Annotated in this window: 15 protein-coding genes and 1 tRNA gene; 3 read left to right on the forward strand and 13 right to left on the reverse strand. The window is 65.0% G+C overall.

The features are described 5' to 3' along the window. Window positions 1-48: 48 nt before the first annotated feature. Window positions 49-1551 carry an IMP dehydrogenase gene (gene guaB / locus EN786_RS13470; RefSeq protein WP_126054986.1) on the reverse strand — a complete coding sequence of 501 codons (1503 nt, stop codon included), beginning with the start codon at window positions 1549-1551 and terminating at the stop codon, window positions 49-51. A 309-nt stretch (window positions 1552-1860) separates the two neighbouring features. Between guaB and EN786_RS13475 the strand changes: the two genes are divergently transcribed. Next, window positions 1861-3282: an MFS transporter gene (locus tag EN786_RS13475; protein ID WP_127310545.1), complete on the forward strand. Its 1422-nt coding sequence runs from the start codon at window positions 1861-1863 to the stop codon at window positions 3280-3282. Between the two features lie 203 nt (window positions 3283-3485). Here the strand turns inward: EN786_RS13475 and EN786_RS13480 are convergent, their stop codons facing one another. Next, window positions 3486-4178 carry an RlmE family RNA methyltransferase gene (locus EN786_RS13480; RefSeq protein ID WP_127310544.1) on the reverse strand — a complete coding sequence of 231 codons (693 nt, stop codon included), beginning with the start codon at window positions 4176-4178 and terminating at the stop codon, window positions 3486-3488. Further along, window positions 4178-5518, reverse strand: coding sequence for a Ppx/GppA phosphatase family protein (locus tag EN786_RS13485; protein ID WP_127310543.1), 1341 nt, complete (start codon window positions 5516-5518; stop codon window positions 4178-4180). The genes EN786_RS13480 and EN786_RS13485 overlap by 1 nt, the downstream gene beginning before the upstream one ends. Window positions 5519-5777: 259 nt before the next feature. On the opposite strand from EN786_RS13485, the gene EN786_RS13490 reads away from it, so the two are divergent. Next, window positions 5778-6710, forward strand: coding sequence for a lysylphosphatidylglycerol synthase domain-containing protein (locus EN786_RS13490; RefSeq protein WP_135908577.1), 933 nt, complete (start codon window positions 5778-5780; stop codon window positions 6708-6710). Window positions 6711-6861: 151 nt separating this feature from the next. Next, window positions 6862-6935 (forward strand) — tRNA-Gln (locus tag EN786_RS13495). Window positions 6936-6969: 34 nt separating this feature from the next. Here the strand turns inward: EN786_RS13495 and EN786_RS13500 are convergent. The 10 genes from EN786_RS13500 to EN786_RS13545 all read right to left on the reverse strand — a co-directional run bounded on the left by EN786_RS13500 (window position 6970) and on the right by EN786_RS13545 (window position 20500). After that, window positions 6970-8799 (reverse strand): EAL domain-containing protein, encoded by a 1830-nt coding sequence (locus EN786_RS13500; RefSeq protein ID WP_189340551.1) that lies wholly within the window; start codon window positions 8797-8799, stop codon window positions 6970-6972. A gap of 147 nt (window positions 8800-8946) precedes the next feature. Then, window positions 8947-9453 carry a molybdopterin-dependent oxidoreductase gene (locus EN786_RS13505; RefSeq protein ID WP_189524286.1) on the reverse strand — a complete coding sequence of 169 codons (507 nt, stop codon included), beginning with the start codon at window positions 9451-9453 and terminating at the stop codon, window positions 8947-8949. A gap of 226 nt (window positions 9454-9679) precedes the next feature. Beyond that, on the reverse strand, window positions 9680-12628 hold the full coding sequence (locus EN786_RS13510; protein WP_135908579.1) for a nitrate reductase: 2949 nt from the start codon (window positions 12626-12628) through the stop codon (window positions 9680-9682). A gap of 4 nt (window positions 12629-12632) precedes the next feature. Further along, entirely contained in the window at window positions 12633-12962 is a 330-nt protein-coding gene (gene nirD / locus EN786_RS13515) for a nitrite reductase small subunit NirD (RefSeq protein ID WP_127311774.1), read from the reverse strand. 5 nt (window positions 12963-12967) lie between these two features. Then, the gene (gene nirB, locus EN786_RS13520; protein ID WP_127311775.1) at window positions 12968-15418 is read right to left on the reverse strand and encodes a nitrite reductase large subunit NirB; all 2451 of its coding nucleotides are present in this window, start codon (window positions 15416-15418) and stop codon (window positions 12968-12970) included. Window positions 15419-15438: 20 nt separating this feature from the next. Further along, window positions 15439-16728 carry a nitrate/nitrite transporter gene (locus tag EN786_RS13525; RefSeq protein ID WP_135908581.1) on the reverse strand — a complete coding sequence of 430 codons (1290 nt, stop codon included), beginning with the start codon at window positions 16726-16728 and terminating at the stop codon, window positions 15439-15441. A gap of 56 nt (window positions 16729-16784) precedes the next feature. Then, complete coding sequence (locus EN786_RS13530; protein WP_127287031.1) at window positions 16785-16982, reverse strand: hypothetical protein; 198 nt, start codon at window positions 16980-16982, stop codon at window positions 16785-16787. 405 nt (window positions 16983-17387) lie between these two features. Beyond that, complete coding sequence (locus EN786_RS13535) at window positions 17388-18185, reverse strand: ABC transporter ATP-binding protein (protein ID WP_127311969.1); 798 nt, start codon at window positions 18183-18185, stop codon at window positions 17388-17390. Between the two features lie 10 nt (window positions 18186-18195). Further along, window positions 18196-19086 carry a nitrate ABC transporter permease gene (gene ntrB, locus EN786_RS13540; RefSeq protein ID WP_127311968.1) on the reverse strand — a complete coding sequence of 297 codons (891 nt, stop codon included), beginning with the start codon at window positions 19084-19086 and terminating at the stop codon, window positions 18196-18198. 97 nt (window positions 19087-19183) lie between these two features. Continuing rightward, a complete protein-coding gene (locus EN786_RS13545; RefSeq protein ID WP_135908583.1) occupies window positions 19184-20500 on the reverse strand; it encodes a CmpA/NrtA family ABC transporter substrate-binding protein in 1317 nt (438 codons plus the stop codon). Window positions 20501-20882 lie beyond the last annotated feature (382 nt).

Consider the following 20882-nt stretch of genomic DNA (forward strand, 5'->3'; position numbering starts at 1 on the left):
TTGCGCCAAAGCGTGTAACGATCCCGTTGATCAGGCTCGGCGGCCTGATCAAATTCCGCCCGGATAGTTCGGGCTTTCGCGGGTGATCGTGACGTCATGGGCGTGGCTTTCACGAAGTCCGGCGTTGGATATGCGAACAAAGGTGGCGCGTTCCCGGAAATCGGCAAGATCGCGGCCACCGACATAACCCATAGCGGCTTTCAGGCCGCCTGCAAGCTGGTGCAGCACGCCAGCCACAGGTCCTTTGTAGGGAACCTGCCCTTCGATGCCTTCCGGGACCAGTTTCAGCGTGTCGCGGACCTCGGCCTGGAAGTACCGATCGGCCGAGCCGCGCGCCATGGCGCCGACCGAGCCCATGCCGCGATAGGCCTTGAACGAGCGGCCCTGGTGCAGGTAGACCTCGCCCGGGCTCTCGTCGGTGCCGGCCAGCAGCGAGCCGATCATGGCGGCGCCGGCGCCGGCGGCGAGCGCCTTGGCGAGATCGCCCGAATATTTGATGCCGCCGTCGGCAATCACCGTCACGCCCTTTTTGTGCGCCGTCTCGACCGCCGACATGATCGCCGAAAGCTGCGGCACGCCGACGCCGGCGACGATTCGGGTGGTGCAGATCGAGCCTGGACCAATGCCGACCTTGACAGCGTCGGCGCCGGCGTCGATCAGCGCCTGCGTGCCTTCCGCAGTGGCTACGTTGCCGGCCAGGATGCGCACCGAATTGGAGAGCTTCTTCGCCCGGGTCACCGCGTCCAGCACGCGCTGCGAGTGGCCGTGCGCGGTGTCGATGACGAGGAGATCGACACCGGCATCGATGAGGCGTTCGGCACGCTCGAAGCCGTCATCGCCGACGCTGGTGGCGGCGGCGGCGCGTAGCCGTCCCTGCGCATCCTTGGTGGCGTGCGGGTTGAGCTGCGACTTCTCGATGTCCTTGACGGTGATCAGGCCGACGCAATTGCCCTTCCTGTCGACGACGACCAGTTTTTCGATGCGGTGCTTGTGCAAGAGCCGCTTGGCCTCGTCCTGGTCGACGTTCTCCTTGACCGTGATCAGGTTCTCGCGGGTCATCAACTCATAGACCTTCTGCGAGGGATCGGAGGCGAAACGCACGTCGCGGTTGGTCAGGATGCCGACCAGCCGGCCGACCGTGTGGCCGCCGGTGCCGCCGTTCTCGACCACCGGAATGCCCGAAATCGAGTAGGTGCGCATCAGCGCCAGCGCATCGGCGAGCGTGGCGTCGGGGCCGATGGTGACGGGGTTCACCACCATGCCGGATTCGAACTTCTTCACCTGGCGGACCTGCTCGGCCTGCTCGGCCGGCGAGAAATTGCGGTGGATGACGCCGATGCCGCCGGCCTGGGCCATGGCGATGGCGAGCCGGGCCTCGGTGACGGTGTCCATGGCGGCCGACAGGATCGGCACGTTGAGGTCGATGTCGCCGGCGATGCGGGTGCGGATGTCGGTCTCGCCGGGCATGACCTCGGAATGACCGGGCTGCAGCAGCACGTCGTCAAAGGTCAGCGCCAGCGCGCCGGTGGACGTTTCGATGATTTTTGCCATGGCCAGTCCTTCGAACACGAAAAAGCCTGGGGAATACAAAAAAGCGCTGGACCGTTATGGACAGCGCCGACTCGTTTCTTCCCTTTCAGGATTGGCGCTGGCTGGTAACACGTCCCGCGGCCGATGAAAAGCCGCTCGTTGCGTCGATCGCAAAGTGTTGCGCTCAGCCATTTGCTGGCCACCAAGGGGTTGCGGCCGCACAAAAGTGACAGCAATTTAATGCGACATCCGGGACAAGGCGTGATAACCGCCCTTGCGTGTCGGCTTGCCCCCGGTCGGCGACAAGATTCGAAGCCTGGACGCGTTCCCTTGAACCGCATCATTCCGCTCATCCTGGCGGTCGCACTTTTCATGGAGAACATGGATTCGACCGTGATCGCGACGTCGCTGCCGGCGATCGCGGTGGACATCCACACCAGCCCGATCGCGCTCAAGCTGGCGCTGACGGCCTATCTGGTGTCGCTGGCGATCTTCATTCCGATCAGCGGCTGGATGGCGGATCGCTTCGGCGCCAAGAACGTCTTTCGCGCCGCGATCGCCGTCTTCATCCTCGGCTCCGTCGCTTGCGCAATATCCAATTCGCTGCCCGCTTTTGTCGTCTCGCGCTTCCTGCAGGGAATCGGCGGCGCCATGATGACGCCGGTCGGGCGCCTGGTGCTGGTACGCGCCACGCCGAAGAGCGAGTTGGTCGCGGCGATGTCGTGGCTGACCGTGCCGGCACTGGTCGGACCGCTGGTCGGTCCGCCGATCGGCGGCTTCATCACCACCTATTTCACCTGGCACTGGATCTTCCTGATCAATGTGCCGATCGGGCTCATCGGCATCTGGCTCGCCACCCGTTTCCTGCCGGAGACGGATGCCGCCGAGACACCGCCGCTGGATTTTCCGGGCTTTGTGCTGAGCGGGCTCGCGGCATCGGGCGTCGTCTTCGGCCTGTCCGTGGTCAGCCTGCCCTATCTGCCGCCGGCGATCGGTTTCATCACCGTGGCCGTCGGGCTGGTTTCGGGCATTCTCTATCTGCTGCATGCGCGCCGCGCCGAAAACCCACTGCTGGCGCTCGAGCTGTTCCGAAACCAGGTGTTCCGCTCGTCCGTGCTCGGCGGCTCGCTGTTTCGCATCGGCATCGGCGCGGTGCCATTCCTGTTGCCGCTGATGTTCCAGATCGGCTTCGGACTGACGCCGTTCCAGTCGGGCATGATCACCTTCGTCTCGGCGATCGGCGCCATCGGCATGAAATTCGTCACCGCGCTGATCTTCCGGCTCGCCGGGTTCCGCCGGGTGCTGATCTCGGGCTCGCTGGTCGCGGCCGGGTCGATCGCCATCTACGGCCTGTTCACCCCCGAAACACCCTATGTGCTGATGCTTGCCATATTGCTGGTCGGCGGCTTCATCCGCTCGATGTTCTTCACCGGCGTCAACGCGCTCTCCTATGCCGAGGTGTCGGCCGAAGATACCAGTAAGGCGACGCCGATCACGGCGGTGTTCCAGCAGCTGTCGATCGCTCTCGGCGTGGCGCTGGCCGGCGGTATCCTCGAAGTGTCGACCTCGATCCATGGCGGGCCGCTGACGCTGGCCGACTTCCACACCGCCTTCTTCATCGTCGCGGCAGTGTCGGCGGTGGCATCGCTGTCGTTCATGCGGCTGGCGCCCGATGCCGGCAACGCGGTGTCCGGACATGGCCGGCTGTCGACGCCGAAGACGCTGGAGCCGGCCAGGTCGCCGGGGGAGTAGTTGCCCTTCCCTTCTCCCCCTGTGGGAGAAGGTGGCTTCGCGAAGCGAGGTCGGATGAGGGGTGCTGCAAGGATCACCGCGCTGAAGAACTAAGCGCCTAAAATTGCTCGATTTTCCAACGCCTCGTTTCTTCCAGTACCCCTCATCCGCCTCGGCCCTGCGCGCCGATGCACCTTCTCCCACAGGGGGAGAAGGGAAAGGTGCTAGCCTTTAAAATCCTTCGCCAGCAGATAGAGCTCCACCGACTCGTCGCGGGAGGCCGGCGGCTTGACGTGGTGGACCGAGCGGAAGTTCTGTTTCAGCAGCGACAGCAGCTCGTTCTCTGCGCCGCCCTGGAACGTCTTGGCGAGAAAGTGCCCGCCGGGCTTCAGCACCGAGAGCGCGAAATCGGCGGCCACCTCGCACAGATGCATGGTGCGCAGATGATCGGTGCGGCGGTGGCCCGTGGTGGGCGCCGCCATGTCGGAAAGCACCACGTCCGGCTGGCCGCCAAGCGCCTCCGACAGCTTCTGCGGCGCCTCGGGGTCGAGGAAATCCATCAGCAGCACCGGAGCGCCCGGCACGGCGTCCATTTCCAGATAGTCGATGCCGACGACATGCGGGTTCTCCGCCGTCGACTTCGTGCGCGCGGCCGCCACCTGGCACCAGCCGCCGGGCGCTGCGCCGAGGTCGATCACCTTCATGCCGGGCTTCAGGAGATGATGCTTGTCGTCTATCTCGATCAGCTTGTAGGCCGCGCGGGATCTGTATCCGTCCGCTTTGGAGCGCTGCACATAGGGATCGTTCATGTGGCGCTCGAGCCAGCGGCGCGAGGATTCCTTCAGGCCGCTCTTCTTCTTGATGCGGGTCTTGAGCACGCGAATGCCGCCGCCCGGCTTTTCCGGTTTCTTCGCCATCAGCGACCGCGCCCCTCGTTGCGCCAGACGCCGTCATCGGCCATCAGCTCGCTCAATATGCCCTCGCGCAGGCCGCGATCGGCGACGCGCAGGCGCTCCGACGGCCAGACGCCGCGGATCGCCTCCAGGATGGCGCAGCCGGCGAGCACGAGGTCGGCGCGGTCGGCGCCGATGCAGGGGTTGGCGACGCGCTGCTGGAAATCCCAGCCGACCAGCTTCTCGACCATGCGGTCGACGCTTTGGCGGTCCATCCACAGGCCGTCGACGCGGCGGCGGTCGTAGCGTTCGAGGTCGAGATGAACGCCGGCGAGCGTCGTCACGGTGCCGGAGGTTCCGAGCAGGTGGAATTTCGGACTGGCCAGCACATGCGCCAGCCGATCGCGCCCATCGAAGGACTTCAGCCGCGCCGCCACATCCTCGACCATGGCGGTAAAGGTCTGGCTGGTCACCGTGCGGCCGCCAAAACGTTCGGCCAGCGAAACGACGCCGACGGGAAGCGATGTCCAGGAGACGATGTGGTTGGCCAGCCGCGGCGAGCGGTGGCCGGTGAGGTCGATCAGCGCGATCTCCGAGGAGCCGCCGCCGATGTCGAACAGCACCACGCCCTGCGTGTCGCGCTCGACCAGCGAGCCGCAGCCCGACACCGCCAGCCTGGCCTCGGTCTGGCGGTCGATGATCTCCAGCTTCAGCCCCGCCTCGCGCTCGACGCGCTCGAGGAATTCGACACCGTTTTCGGCGGCGCGGCAGGCTTCCGTGGCGATCAGCCTCGCCTTCCTGATCTTGCGGTTGCGCAACTTCTCGCCGCACACCTTCAGCGCTTCGACGGCGCGGTCCATCGCCGCCTGGCCGAGCCGGCCGGTGGCGGTCAGCCCCTCGCCCAGCCTGACGATGCGCGAGAAGGCATCGATGACGCGGAACTGGCCGTGGCGCGTCGGCACCGCAACCAGCAGCCGGCAATTGTTGGTGCCGAGATCGAGCGCGGCGAAGACAGGCAGTTCGTGCTGCGGCGGGCGCGGCCCGCTTGGCACCGGCCTGCCCTGCACGGCAGGCGGAGGCGGGGCTGGCGCCGGCTGCGCGGCTGGCGCACTGGCGCCGGGCGCCGCTTGCCCCGCTGCCGCGGCATGATTGTCGTCGCGGGCGAAAACCTTGCGGCCGCGCCTGCGTTTGCGGCGCTTGCGGGTCTTGCCTTTCTGCTGCTGGGCGTCGCCCGGGGCATGCCTGCCGCCCGGCCCCGCATGGCGGTCATGATGCCGCCCCGCGGATGGGCTCGCCGAATCGGGCGGCGAAGCCCTGGACACACCCACTTCCGGCGCACGGGCGCCGGTGTCGTGGTCTTCCACTGTCGTTCCTTCCGGCACCGCGCGAACCGGGGAACGGACGCTGCAGGCGCTTTCATTGTTTCAAGTTGCGGCCAGACTAGCAGCGCCACGTCGGATCACCAAGAGCGCAAAGGCGATTTTTGAAAACGGGCACGAGCGGTGCGATGTCTTGCCAGTTGAATAGCCGGCTTCGATCAGGCATGTCTCAAATGAGGGCGGACAGGAAACGGGAAGCGGGCTACAGCCTGGACTATGAGCTGCAACGCATGACGACCACGCCATGAACTGGAGGCGTTACATCTGGCCGGTCATCGGCATTGCGGCGGTTATCGCCTCGCTGCTTTTGCTCTGGCACGAATTGCGCGGCATCTCGATCGACGACGTCTGGGCCGGCATTATCGCCATCCCCGCGCGCGGCTGGATCCTGGCGGCGCTGAGCTCGGTGATCGCCTATGCCTCGCTCGCCGGCTACGACCACATCGCGCTGCTGCACCTCGGCAAGAAGGTGTCGTGGCTGTTCGTCACGCTGTGCTCCTTCACCACCTATGCGCTGTCGCACAATATTGGCGGCTCGGTGTTTTCCGGGGCCGTCATCCGCTACCGCGCCTATGGCACAAGGGGGCTGACCGGGCAGGATATCGGCATTCTGGTGGCGATCTGCTGGTTCACCTTCGTGCTGTCCAGCATATTCGTCGGCGGCCTCGTGCTGGTGCTTGAACCCGAGGTCATCGATCGTTTCTCCGGCACGCCGCATCACGGAATGGCGATCGCCGCCGGACTTGCCATGCTGATCCTCGTCGGGGCCTATGTCTTCGGCAGCTGGCTGCATCTGCGGCCACTCAAGGTCGGCGGCTTCCAGCTTCACTATCCGGCGCTGCCCATCGTTGCGCGGCAATTGCTGATCGGCCCGGTCGAGCTGCTGGCGGCGGCGGCGATCATCTTCTTTGCCCTGCCGGCGGCGGGCAATCCCGGCTATTTCGTCATCCTCGGCGTGTTCCTGGTGTCGTTCTCGGTGGCCCAGATCTCGCATGCGCCGGGCGGGCTCGGAGTCTTCGAGGTGGTCTTCCTCGCCGGCCTCTCGCATATGGACCCGGTCGGGGTGCTGGCCGCGCTGCTGGTGTTCCGGCTGTTCTACCTGATCATCCCGCTGCTGATCGCGCTTTGCGTGGTGCTGTTCTTCGAGCACTCGCAGCTTGGCCGCAGCGAGAGCTGAAACTGCCCTTTTCGTCGCAATGTGGCCGAGCGATCAAAAGCTGCGATTGAAACGCGGCGCGGGGTTGACTATTTTCCGGCGGCGGCTACAAGGCAGCGCTCGCGGCGCTTGAGCCGCCCGCTTCGCACGGTCCATCACCGGCCGAGCCTGCTGGGGAATAGGTTAACGGTAGACCCACGGACTCTGACTCCGTTAGTCCTGGTTCGAATCCAGGTTCCCCAGCCAACTCATTTCCTGACGACGAAAAGCCGCCAGATGATCAGGCCGAGAGGTTCAGCTTTGATCCGGCCCTGGCCTTGAGGTTGCCCCGCCGCGCAATCAGGTGATTTGTCAGCAGTTTCTCTTCGATTGGTTCCGACATGAAAAACCCCTGGGCGCCGTGGCATTGTTCGGCGATCAGGAAGGCCAGCTGTCCTTCGGTTTCCACGCCTTCGGCCATGACCGTCATGCCGAGAGAGTTGGCCAGCGCGATGATGCCGCCGACAACGTCCTGCTTCTTCCTGGACGATTCCAGATCATTGAGGAAGGATCGATCGATCTTCAGCTGATTGAGGTCGAGATCGGCAAGATAGCCGAAGCTCGAATATCCCGATCCGAAATCGTCGAGTGCCAGGCTGACCCCTAGTTTGCGAATTTTCGCGAGCGTGTTCAGCGCATCCTTGCTTTGGATGAAGACCCCTTCGGTTATTTCCAGTTGCAGGCGCGCCGGCGGCAACCGCGTTTGCTGCAGCACTTCGACGAGGTGCACGAAGAATGCGTCGGCCTGCAGGGTTTTGCCCGAAACATTGACGGCGCAGATGAAATCGCCGGCCGAAACCGGCACCCACCGAACGGCCTGCGCGCAGGCCTTGCTCAGCACGACCTTGTCGATTTCCAGGATCAGATCGCTGCGCTCGGCGGTCGGAATGAACGAGTCCGGCAAACGGACCGTTCCCGAAACGCGGTCGCGCCAGCGGACCAGGGCTTCGGCGCCGATCATGCGCCCGCTCGCCAGTTCGAACTGCGGCTGCCAGACCAGGAACAACTCATCATCGTCGAGCGCTTGCTTGATCGCCGCCTCCTCGCCGAGTTGCAGGTCGATCTGGCTGAGGATCGCGGGCGAGAAGGTCACAAAGCCGGACCGCCCTTCTGCTTTCGCGGCATAAAGCGCGCTGTCGGCATTGCGCAACAGTGTGGAGATGTCCGCGCCATGATCCGGGAAGGAGGCCATGCCGATGCTTGCGCCGATGCGCACCTGATGCCCGTCCAGATCGGCAAACCGGTTCAATTGCTCGCGCAGCCGGTGTCCCAGATCGTCCGAAGGCCCGATCGCCATGATGGCGAACTCGTCTCCGCCCAGGCGGACGGCGGCCACTTCGTCCGGCCGCTCGACCGACTGCAGGGTTTCGGCAACGGTCTTCAAGAGCATGTCGCCGATGTGATGACCGAAGGTGTCATTGACGCTCTTGAAGTGGTCGAGGTCGATCAGGAACAGCCGGAGCTGCTGGCCGGACAGCCTTGCCCGCTCCAGCAGCCCGTCCCTGTTGGCCGACATCCAGGCCCGGTTCTTCAACTCGGTCGTCGCGTCCCGCCAGGCGAGAAATTCGAGCTTGCTGATGGTTTCCCGACGGCCGATGAGAAGCACGGCGGTTCCGATCGCCAGCGCCGACAACACCGTCAAGGCAAAGGCGATCTGGTAGTTGAACCTGTTCAGGTTCGTCTCCGCGGCATAAAGATCGACGTTAACCTCCTCGCCATATTTGTAGTACTCGTCGTTCATCCGCGCGACGATCTGGTCGAGCTCAATTCCCAGTTGCCTGAGGCCCTTTTCATCCAGAGGCAGACCTGCCTGGATGATGACATCGATCCGCTTCACAGCGTCCTTGACCTGCGGCACGATACCCGCGTAGGCGGGGATTTCGCTGATGGTGTCGCCGCCGTCGATCCGCTCGAAGCGGATGTAGACCAGATCGTTTGCGGCCGACAGCTGTTCCAGGCTTTCCGGCGAACCGTCGGCCAGTTGCGCAAGCGAAACCATATCTCGCAGATGCGTCACGTCGCGTATGGCAATGTGGAACTCGCGAATGGCGAAGAAGCCGAAACGCGGCATCGCGCTCTCCACCTTGCTGACGCTCGTGAAGAGCACCGCGATCAAGATCGCCGAGCAGATGGCCGCCGACGCCGCAGCGGCGACGTAGGTTATGGGAACCCGCCAGGCTTTGCTTCTAGACCACATGGCCGAAAGTCACGAAGGGGTTCAATTGCCCGGCGCGATCGTCTTGATCAACCAGATCCATCGCGGTTTGCGAACTGGCGTATCGAAGGCCGGATAGTCGTCGAGAGGATAGATCAGCCGCGTCGGACCCTGCGTCCGCCGGGTCAGCAGCTCGCCGTCCTGGCGCGTGGCAAGAAGCAGCGGACCGTCCGTCCAGTCCTCCTTCGGGATTACCTGCACATAGTCGTCCGCCGCCCGCAGGACGACCGACGATTCACCCTCCAGTCCGACCAGCTTGACCACATCCCTAAACAGCACACCCTGAAACGCCAGTTGCCCCTTTTCGAAGGGACTTGGCGTGGAAACGCTGTAGAGGCCGAGCTTTTCCAACTGGCGCAGCGTGACCGGGATCGACTCGCCGTTCTTCTCGACCTTGAATGCGACGGTGTCGGGCGGTTCCGGATATTTGGCGGGCTCCATGGCGAATGCCGGCAGCACGCCGATTGCCGAAACGAACAGAATGATCAAGGCCCGATGAAGTGCAGACAAACGCCTCTTGAGGATCGACACAACGCAGTCCTTCCATTTCCATGGCCAGTACCAACCGTTGCCGGCTCGCCGATACTGTCGGCGGAGCTGCCATCCTTCCATCGAATGTTTATTTTTCAGTTAGCTTTTGGTTTCAGATGCCCGTCGTTGCTGGCCATCGATACGGGCTAACCATCACATATCGATAGCTTTTCGAGACCGATCGGCGGGCAAGCAACCTTGCACGCTACTCCGCCGCCTGCACCCTGCCGGTTGCGATGATGGCGCGGATTTCGGCGCGACAGGAGCCGCAGTTGGTGCCGGCCCTAGTCGCCTCGCCGATGGCCTCGACGGTTCCGCAGCCGGCCCCCACCGCCGCCGCGATCTGGTTGGCGCCGATGCCGAGGCAGGAGCAGACGATGGCGCCGATATCGGGCCGATCGGCGCCGGCACGACCGGCGACGATGCGGAAGCGCTGGCGCTGGCCGGCGTGGGTTGCGTCGAGCTGCTCGGCGGCCCAGCCGCGCGATACGGCGACCGGTCCCGGCGCGACGAACAGTGCGCCGGCAAGGCGTTCGCCGGCGAAGGCGGCGATGCGATGCTGGCCGGCGTCGCGGTCGTGATAGGCAAGCATCTCAACATCAGGCGATGCGCCGAACAGCGACTGGGCAAAGCCGGCCCAGTCGATGTTCTCGTCGGCGACGGCAAGCTCCACCCGCCAGCCGCCCTTGCAGCGCGCCACGGCCCAATAGTCGGCGGCGATCGTCTCGGGGCGATCCCGCATCACGGCGAAACCAAAGGCCGCCGCGGCGAATTTCTCGATGCGCACCGCGACATGCTTCAGCGCCGGCTGGCCGGAGACCGGGTCGGTAAGCGGCGCGGTCAGCGCGTCGAGGCGCCCTTTGGCCGCGAACTGGTCGGTCCAGTGCATCGGTGCGAAGACGCTGCCTCGGCGCTGGCGGGTCGTGATCAACGCGCGCACCAGGACGGCGCCGCGCGGGCTGGATAGGCGCACGATGTCGGCGTCGCCGATGCCATGGTGCTGTGCATCGGCCGGATGGATTTCGACGAAGGGCTCGGCGATGTGCTGGGACAGGCGCGGGCTTTTGCCGGTGCGCGTCATCGTGTGCCAGTGGTCGCGGATGCGGCCTGTGTTGAGGATCAGCGGGTAGTCGGGCGTGGTGCGGGTGTCGGTTGAGACGCGGATCGGGATGAAGCGGGCCTTGCGGTCGGGCGTGTAGAAGTTGCCGTCGGCGAAGAAGCGAATGGGCTGGCGCCCAGTCGTACCGACCCCCTCTGGCCTGCCGGCCATCTCCCCCTCAAGGGGGGAGACTAGCGGCACTGCGGACTGCGCCCACTCTCGAACCTTGGAGATTGGCGAAGGTCGAGGTGCGGGCTGATCTCCCTTTTTAAGGGGGAGATGGCCGGCAGGCCAGAGGGGGTCGCCTGCGACAGTCTCGGCCTCGTTGCCAGAGACTGAGACTTCACCTCCGACCCCTCTCCGGCTCGCTTGTCTCGCTCCGCTCAACGCGCTCTCCGACCCTCCCCTCAAGGGAGAGGATAAGGCCGGTGCTGGCCATTGGAATGGCGCCAAATCCTCATAGCCCTCAGCATTGATCCCGGCATGAGCGCCGATATCAAAATCCCGCGCGCCATCATTTTCATAACCCGACAGCGCGGCGTGCTCGGCGAAGATCTCGGCCGGCGCGGCATGCGCAAACGCCTCGGCAAATCCCATCCGCTTCGCCACCTCGGCAACGATCCACCAGTCCGGCCTCGCCTCGCCGGGCGCCGCCAGAAAAGGCCGCTGGCGCGAGATGCGGCGTTCGGAATTGGTGACGGTGCCGTCCTTCTCGCCCCAGGCAGTGGCGGGCAGTGACACATGGGCGTGGCGCACGGTGTCGGTGCTGGCCAGAACGTCGGACACCACGACAAACGGGCAGGCCTTGATCGCCGCTTCCACGGCATCGGCGTCCGGCATCGAATCGACCGGGTTGGTGGCCATGATCCACAGCGCCTTGATGCGCCCGTCGGCCACCGCGTTGAACATGTCGACCGCCTTCAGGCCCGGCTTTTCAGCCAGGGTCGGCGCGTTCCAGAAGCGGCGCACGCGGGCGCGATGCGCTGGGTTCTCGATCTCCATATGCGCGGCCAGCATGTTGGCCAGGCCGCCGACCTCGCGACCGCCCATGGCGTTGGGCTGGCCTGTCACCGAGAACGGCCCTGCCCCCGGCTTGCCGATGCGGCCGGTCGCGAGATGGCAGTTGATGATGGTATTGACCTTGTCGCTGCCTTGCGAAGACTGGTTGACGCCCTGGCTGTAGACGGTGACTGTCTTCTCGGTCGCCGCGAACAGCGCGTAGAAGCGCGAAAGCTCGTCCTCGCTCAAACCAGTGGCGGCGGCAATGCCGGCGAGATCGAGCGATGCGGCGGCCGTCAGCGTCTCCTCGAAGCCTGTCGTATGCGCGGCGATGTAGTCGCGGTCGAGCGCTTCGTTCTTTGCCAGATGTTCCAGCAGGCCGGAGAACAGCGCGGTGTCGCCGTCCGGCGCGATCGCCAGATGCAGGTCGGCGATATCTGATGTCATGGTGCGGCGCGGATCGACCAGCACGATCTTCATCCCGGGCCGCTTCTCGCGCGCCGCGGCGATGCGCTGGTAGAGCACGGGATGGCACCAGGCGAGATTTGAGCCGACGAGCACGATGAGATCGGCAAGCTCCAGATCCTCATAGCAACCCGGCACAGTGTCGGCGCCGAAGGCGCGGCGATGCCCGGCGACCGAGGAGGCCATGCAGAGCCGCGAATTGGTGTCGATGTTGGCCGAGCCGACAAACCCTTTCATCAGCTTGTTGGCGACGTAATAGTCCTCCGTCAGCAGTTGGCCGGAGACATAGAAGGCGACCGCGTCCGGCCCATGCTCGGCGATGGTGCGCGAGAAGGTCGAGGCGACGAGGTCGAGCGCCTCGTCCCAGCCGGCACGGCGGCCGCCGATTTCGGGATGGAGCAGCCGGCCATCGAGGTCGATGGTCTCCGCCAGCGCCGAGCCCTTCGAGCACAGCCGGCCGAAATTCGCCGGATGATCAGGATCGCCGCGGACGGTGACTTCACCGTCCGCGGCGACCTTCGCCAGCACGCCGCAGCCCACCCCGCAATAGGGGCAGGTGGTCCTCACCTCGCGTGCTTCGTCGATCTCCATGGGTTCAGGCCGCGCGGCTGGCCAGCGCTTCCAGCGCCAGGAACAGGCGCTCGCCTTCCCGCTTGACCGGGATGGTGCGCACCGCGCCCTCGTCGGCGCCGAGCGCCTTGCCGGTCTCGAGCGAAATCACCCAATTGTGCAGCGGGCACGTCACCGCGGCGCCATGGACGATGCCCTGGCTCAGCGGCCCGCCCTTGTGCGGGCAATGATCCTCGATGGCGAAGACCTCGTCGTCGGCGGTGCGGAAGACGGCGATCTTGCCATGCGGGGTGGCAACGCAGCGCGCGCCACGACGGGGGATGTCGGCGATGGTCCCGATAGCGATCCAGGTCATGATTGTCACTCCGCCGCCTCGGCAAACCCGACCGAGGCCATCGGCCGGAATTCGTGCTTGTCCTTGCCGGAGGCGCGTTCCGACCACGGATCGACCTGGGCGAATTTCTGCGAGAAGACGAAGCGGTCGTAATAGGCCTTGCGCTTCTCGCCGTCGTCCATGATCTGGCGCTTGATCTCGGCGATGCCGACGCGCTTGGCCCATTTGTAGATGCGCTCGAGATAGCGGGCCTGCTCGCGGTACATCTGCGTCAGCGCCACGATGTGCTCCAGCGCCTCGTCTTCGGTCTTGACCAGGCCGAGCACCTCGGTGCCCTTGATGTCGAGGCCGGCCGCACCGGCGAAATGGATCTCATAGCCACTGTCGACGCAGATCACGCCGACATCCTTGCAGGTCGCCTCGGCGCAATTCCGCGGACAGCCCGACACCGCCATCTTGACCTTGGCCGGGGTCCACGAGCCCCACATGAATTTCTCGATGCGGATGCCCAAGCCGGTCGAATCCTGCGTGCCGAAGCGGCACCAGTCGGAGCCGACGCAGGTCTTCACGGTGCGCAGGCCCTTGGCATAGGCATGGCCGGAGACGAAGCCGGCCTGGCCGAGATCGGCCCACACCGCCGGCAGGTCCTCCTTGCGGATGCCCAGCATATCGATGCGCTGGCCACCGGTGACCTTGACCATCGGGATCTCGAACTTGTCGACGACGTCGGCGATGGCGCGCAGTTCGGAGGCGCTGGTCACCCCGCCCCACATGCGCGGCACCACCGAATAGGTGCCGTCCTTCTGGATGTTGGCGTGCACCCGCTCGTTGATGAAACGCGACTGGTAATCGTCGGCATATTCGTCCGGCCAATCGCAGACGAGGTAGTAATTGAGCGCCGGCCGGCATTTGGCGCAGCCACAGGAGGTCTTCCACTCCAGCTCCTGCATCACTGCCGGAATGGTCTTCAGCCCCTTGGCCTTGATCAGCCGGCGCACCTCGTCATGGCCGAGCGTGGTGCAGGAGCACATCGGCTGCACGGCTGCCGGGTTGTAGGTGTCGCCGAGGGTCAGCACCATCAGCTTCTCGACCAGCCCGGTGCACGAGCCGCAGGAGGCGGACGCCTTGGTGTGCGCCCGAACATCATCGAGCGAGGTCAGGCCCTTGCCGGTGATCGCACCGGTGATCTTGCCCTTGCAGACGCCGTTGCAGCCGCAGATTTCCGCATCATCCGGCAAGGCTGCAACGGCCGCCATAGGGTCCAGGGGGGCACCCCCCTGGTATGACTGGCCGAAGATAAGCGTGTCGCGCATCTCCGAAATATCGGTCTGCTTCTTCTTGAGGTCGTTGAACCAGGCGCCGTCGGCCGTTTCGCCATAGAGCACGGTGCCGATGATGCGGTCGTCCTTCAGCACCAGGCGCTTGTAGACGCCGGCCGAGGCATCGCGCAGCACGATCTCCTGGCGGTCGTCGCCATCGGCGAAGTCGCCGAGCGAGAACAGTTCGATGCCGGTGACCTTGAGCTTGGTCGGCGTGTCGGAATGGACGAAGGCGGCAGCCTCGTCGCCGGCAAGCTGGCTGGCGGCGACGCGCGCCATCTCGTAGAGCGGCGCCACCAGGCCGTAGACCATGCCGTTGACCTCGGCGCATTCGCCGAGCGCGAAGATGTCTGGGTCGTTGCTGCGCATACCGGCATCGACGACGATGCCTCGGTTGACGGCGACGCCCGCCTCCTTGGCCAGCGCCGCGTTCGGCCGGATGCCGACCGCCATCACCACCAGCGTCGCTGGGATGATCGTGCCGTCGGCAAGCTCGACCTGCTCGACCTTGCCGTTGCCGGTGATGGCTTGCGTGTTGGCCTTGGTGATGACCTTGATGCCGCGTTCCTCCACGGCGCGCTGCAAAAGGTAGCCGGCGGCGGGATCGAGCTGGCGCTCCATCAGCGTCGGCATGACATGCAGCACGGTGACGTCCATGCCTTGCGCCTGCAAGCCGGCGGCGGCTTCCAGGCCGAGCAGGCCGCCGCCGATGACCACGGCCTTGGCCCGCGACTGGGCGGCAAGCATCATCGCGCGGACGTCGTCCAGATCGCGATAGGTCAGCACGCCCGGCAGGTTGTTGCCGGGCACCGGGATGATGAACGGCACCGAGCCGGTGGCGATCACCAGCTTGTCATAGGGTTCCGTCACGCCATGGTCAGAGGTGACGGTCTTGGCCGCGCGGTCGATGGCGACGATCTTGTGGCCCTTGTAGAGGGTGATGCCGTGCTTGATGTACCAGCCGTCGCCGTGAATGATGATCTCTTCGTAGGCCTTCTCGCCCGACAGAACCGGCGACAGCATGATGCGGTCGTAGTTCACGCGCGGCTCGGCGTTGAAGATGGTGACCTGGTAGCGATCCGGCGCCTTTTCCAGGAGATGCTCCAGCATGCGCCCGGGGGCCATGCCGTTGCCGATGATGACGAGTTTCTCGGTCATATTGCTGATCCGTTCCGGTTTCACTCGGCCGCGTAGAGCGCTGGCGTTTCGGCGGCGGCACGTTCCATGCGGCGGATGGAGAAGTGCATCCAGGCAAGGCAGCCGACGACGATGACGAAGAGCAGCATGAAACAGCTCGACCAGACGCCGGTGAGATCGTTGAGGGCGCCGAAGGTGATCGGCAGGACGAAGCCGCCGAGCCCGCCGATCATGCCGACCACGCCGCCGACGGCGCCGACGTTCTTCGGATAATAGACGGGGATGTGCTTGTAGACGGCGGCCTTGCCGAGGCTCATGAAGAAGCCGAGCACGCAGGCGACGGCGATGAAGGCGAGCGGGCCGATCTCGAAGTGGAAGGCGATCGGCCCGCTGATGCCGCGCACGACGTAGTCTGCCGAGGGGAGAGACAGAACCAGCGTCGCGACGGCACAGACCGTGAAGGTCCAGTAGAGTACGGTGCGGGCGCCGATGCGGTCGGACAGCACGCCGCCATAGGCGCGGAAGACGCTTGCGGGGATCGAGTAGGCGGCGCCGATCATGCCGGCGGTGGCGATGTTGAAGCCGTAGACGCCGATCAGGTAGCGCGGCAGCCACAGCGACAGCGCCACGAACGCGCCGAAGGCGAAGAAGTAGTAGAAGGCGAAGCGCCAGACCTGCAGGTTCTTCAGCGGCGCGAATTCCTGCCAGAAGCTTCTCGGCGCTGCCGCTTTGCCGGCGCGGCGCTCGCGGATGACGGGGTCGTCGCCGGTGGTGAACCAGAAGACGACGGCCATGACGACGAGCGCCGCCGCCCAGATCTGCGCCACCGTCTGCCAGCCCCAGGCGAGCAGCACCAGCGGAGCCAGGAACTTGGTGACCGCGGCGCCGACATTGCCGACACCGAAGATGCCGAGCGCCGTGCCCTGCCTGCCGGCGGGAAAGAAGCGCGAGACGTAGGCGACGCCGACGGCGAAGGAGCCGCCGGCAAGCCCGACGCCGAGTGCTGCGATCAGCATCTGCTCATAAGTATGCGCAAAAGAGAGCAGTAGGGTCGCGATCGCCGCCGAAAGCATGACGGCGGTGTACACCAGCCGCCCGCCATAGCGATCGGTCCAGACGCCGAGCAGCATGCGCACGAGCGAACCGGTGAGGATCGGCGTGCCGATGAGCAGGCCGAACTCCGTCTCGCTCAGCCCAAGCTCCTGCTTTATGCGCACGCCGATGATCGAGAAGATCGTCCACACCGCGAAGCAGACGGTGAAGGCGATGGTAGACATCACGAGCGCCTGCCTGGGTTCCTGGCTGGGCGCGGCTGGGAGAATTGCAGTCATGTCGGCTCCGGTTTGCGGCGTGGGAGGCGCCGCTCTTGTCTGTTCGTTGGCGATTGTCAGCGACGCGCCATCGGCGTGCCGGTCGAAACCTCGCTGTGCGCGGTCACTGCCGGCCCCTTGCCGTCCGTCTTGGCGCCGACGGGAAAGAGCAGCAGTGCGGCGGTGAACAGCGCGGCGGTCAATGCGCTGCTGGCCAGGACATCGCGGCGGGTGAAGTCCTCGAGGGCCGCGCCAGTTCCGATCCGTTTCGTCATCGTCGTCTCCGGTTGGGCACCGCCTGGGATCGGCGCCGTCGATTGCGTGTTCGGTCAAAACAAAAAAGCTGCCGGCCAGGTCGCTCGCGTCCGTCCATCCGGGATCGCGTGTTGACCTGATCGGCAGCTTTGCCTGTGGCGCCCGCCATTGGACGCCGTGTCTCTTGGCCCCGAGGGACCTACATTCCTATAAGCAGGAAGCGTGCCAGTTCGACTGCGCGCTGAATTATCACATAATATCAATGCGAAACCGCAGCCGCGCGACTTTTGACGAGCCCGGCGGCGGATCAAAGATTAGTCAGATCGCCTTGCACGGCAGCATAATATTTGTGCAGTGCGGCAGGGTGCCCATTGCCGATGCAGATCGACCTTTGGCGTTGAAGATGCGTTTCTCGGGTCATGACGCTACTCCGCGGCTTCAACGAAGCGGTGGCGTTCATAGAGGAACTTCAGCACCGCCTCGCGGCAGCGCAGGAAGGTGCGGTCCGAGGCAAGCTCGATACGTCGGCGCGGCCGGGCCAGCGGCACCGAAAGCACCTCGCCGATGGTTGCCGCCGGGCCGTTGGTCATCATCACGATGCGGTCGGACAGAAGCACCGCCTCGTCGACATCGTGGGTAATCATGATCATGGTCGAGCCGAGCCTGGCGTGGATGTCCATCACCGCGTCCTGGAGGTGGGCGCGGGTCAGCGCGTCGAGCGCGCCGAACGGCTCGTCGAGCAGCAGGATCTTCGGCTGCATGGCGAGCGCGCGGGCAATGCCGACGCGCTGCTTCATGCCGCCGGATATCTCGGCCGGGCGCTTGTTCCTGGCATGCGCCATCTGCACGAGATCGAGGTTGCGCATGATCCACTCATGCCGCTCGGCCCGGCTTTTGGTGCGGCCGAAGACCTTGGAGACGGCAAGGTTGATGTTCTCGTAAACGGTGAGCCACGGCAGCAGCGAATGATTCTGGAACACCACGGCGCGCTCAGGTCCCGGGCTGTCGACCTCCTTGTCCTCGAGCAGCACCGCGCCCGAGGAGACCCTGGTCAGCCCGGCGATGAGGTTGAGCAAGGTCGACTTGCCGCAGCCGGAATGGCCGATGATGGAGACGAACTCGCCCCTGTCGATGGTGAGCCTGATATCCTTCAGCACCTCGCTGACCTGGCCGCCGCGGGCGAAGGATTTGTCGATATGGTCGAGCTTCAGATAGGCGGTCATGGCGCCCTCCTCACTTTGCCGTTGTGCCGCGGGTGACGAAGGCGCCGACCGCCGCGACCAGCCGGTCGAGGCAGAAGCCGGTGACGCCGATATAGGCGAGCGCGACGATGATGTCGGGCAGCCGCGAGGAGTTCCACGCGTCCCAGATGAAGAAGCCGATGCCGACGCCGCCGGTCAGCATCTCGGCGGCGACGATGGCGAGCCAGGAGAGCCCGATGCCGATCCTCAGGCCGGTGAAGATGTAGGGGGCGGCCGCCGGCACCATGATCTTGACGAAGAACTCGAGCTGGTTGAGCCGCAGGATGCGGGCGACGTTGCGGTAGTCCTCAGGGATGTTGCGGACGCCGACGGCTGTATTGATGATCACCGGCCAGATCGAGGTGATGAAGATCACGAACAGCGCCGACGGATTGGAGTCGCGGAAGGCGGCGAGCGACAGCGGCAGCCAGGCGAGCGGCGGCACGGTGCGAAGGATCTGGAACACCGGGTCGAGGCCGCGCATCGCCCACACCGACTGGCCGACCAGCGCGCCCAGCGCCACACCGACCACCGCAGCCATGCCGAAGCCGATGGCGACGCGCTGCAGCGAGATCAGCACTCGCCAGGCAAGGCCGATATCCTGCGGGCCGTTGTCGAAGAACGGATGCGCGATCAGGTCATAGGCCTCGTTCCACACCTGGCTCGGCGGCGGCAGGCTGGCCGTCGGCGACGAGCAGGCGACCTGCCAGACGACGAGCAGGACGAGGATGACGACGGCCGGCGGCACCAGCGCCGTCGCCAGCTTGCCGGCAATGGCGAGCGGATCGATGCGGCGCCTCGCCTTGGCGGTGAAGGCGATCACCTCGGCGGGCTTTACGGGAAACGCCTTCACCTTGGTGTCCTCGACGGTTTGGATGGACATGTGTTCGCGAAGCTCCTGGTCGTTGGGCGACAACGGCGCGAGCGCCGTTGCGCCTTTGTCGCGCCGCGACAAACGGCGCCTTTGGCGCCGTTTGCGCCTAGGCTGATGCCTTGATCTTCAGGCTGTCGAGATAGGCGGACGGGTTGGCCGGATCGAAGGTCTTGCCGTCGAAGAAGGTCTCGACGCCGCGCGACGACGATGCAGGGATGTCGCTTGCCGCGACGCCCAGGTCCTTCGCCGCCTCGCGCCAGAGATCCTCGCGGTTGACCTGGTCGACCAGCGCCTTGATGTCGGTGGTCGGCGCGAACTTGCCCCAGCGGATGTTCTCGGCGAGGAACCAGCTATCATGGCTCTTGAAGGGATAGGAGACGCCGCCCTTCCAGAACTTCATGTAGAGGTCGGTGCCCTTGGCGACGCGGTCGTTGCCATAGTTGATGTCGCCCTTGAGGCGGCCGATGATGTCGGCGCTCGGAACGTTCATCCATTGCCGCTTGCCGATGATGGAGGCCATCTCGTCCTTGTTCTCCATCGCCTCGCACCATTGCTGGGCTTCCATGACGGCCATCAGGATCGCCTTGGTGGCGTTGGGATATTTCTCGATGAAGGCGGCGCGCAGGCCGAGCGCCTTTTCCGGATGGCCCTTCCACAACTCGCCCGTGGTGGCGGCGGTGAAGCCGACGCCCTGGTGGACGAGCTGCTCGTTCCACGGCTCGCCGACGCAGAACACGTCCATGTTGCCGACCTTCATGTTGGCCACCATCTGCGGCGGCGGCACGACGATGGTCGAGACGTCCTTGTCGGGGTCGATGCCGCCGGCGGCCAGCCAGTAGCGTATCCACAGGTCATGCGTGCCGCCCGGGAAGGTCATGGCGGCCTTGACCTCCTTGCCGGCGGCCTTCTTGGCGGCGAAGGCCTCCTTCAGCTTGGAAGCGTCGAGGCCGACGCCGGTGGCGGCGTATTCCTGGGCGACGGAAATGCCCTGGCAGTCGTAGTTCAGCCGCGCCACGATCGCCATCGGCAGCGGCTGCTTGTTCTGCGTCACCTTGCCGGTGTGCATGAGGTAGGGCATCGGCGTCAGGATGTGGGCGCCGTCGATGCCATTGGCCTCGCTGCCCAGCACCAGATTGTCGCGCGTTGCGCCCCAGGAGGCCTGCTTCAGCACCTCGACATCGGGCATGCCATATTTGGCGAACAGCCCCTTCTCCTTGGCGATCATCAGCGGTGCCGCGTCGGTGAGCGCGATAAAGCCGAGCTTGGCGCCGGTCACTTCGGGTGCTGCGGTCGCCGCATAGGCGCCCGAAGGCAGGAGGTTGCGCGCCGCCACGAGCAGCCCCGCCGTCAGCGCGCTTCTGGCAAGGAAGTCGCGACGCGACATGCCCTTGAGGGTCGTTGCAGTTCCGATCCGTTTCGTCATCGTCATCTCCCGGTTGGACGCCGCTTGGGACCGGCGCCGTCGATTGCGTGTTCGGTCAAAACAAAAAGCTGCCGGCCAGGTCGCTCGCGTCCGTACATCCGGGATCGCGTGTCGACCTGAGCGGCAGCTTTGCCTGTGGCGCCCGCCATTGGACGCCTGTTCCGTGGCTCCGCGAGGAGCTTGTCTATTGCAATGCAGAAACCGTGCCAGTTTTGAACGAGGAGAAAAACTTCAATTAAATCAATGATCCACGCCGGCAACGCACGGGCTTGGTCACGAGGCGCGCAGGCCAAAGATTGTTCATTAGCGCAAGCGCACGCATAATTATTGTGCAATGCACAATAGTGGCGCGAAAATAATCAGGCCCGTAAAATCAGCTCTC

Origin of the sequence: Mesorhizobium sp. M4B.F.Ca.ET.143.01.1.1 (genome assembly GCF_004792275.1) — a bacterium.
GTDB lineage: Bacteria > Pseudomonadota > Alphaproteobacteria > Rhizobiales > Rhizobiaceae > Mesorhizobium > Mesorhizobium abyssinicae.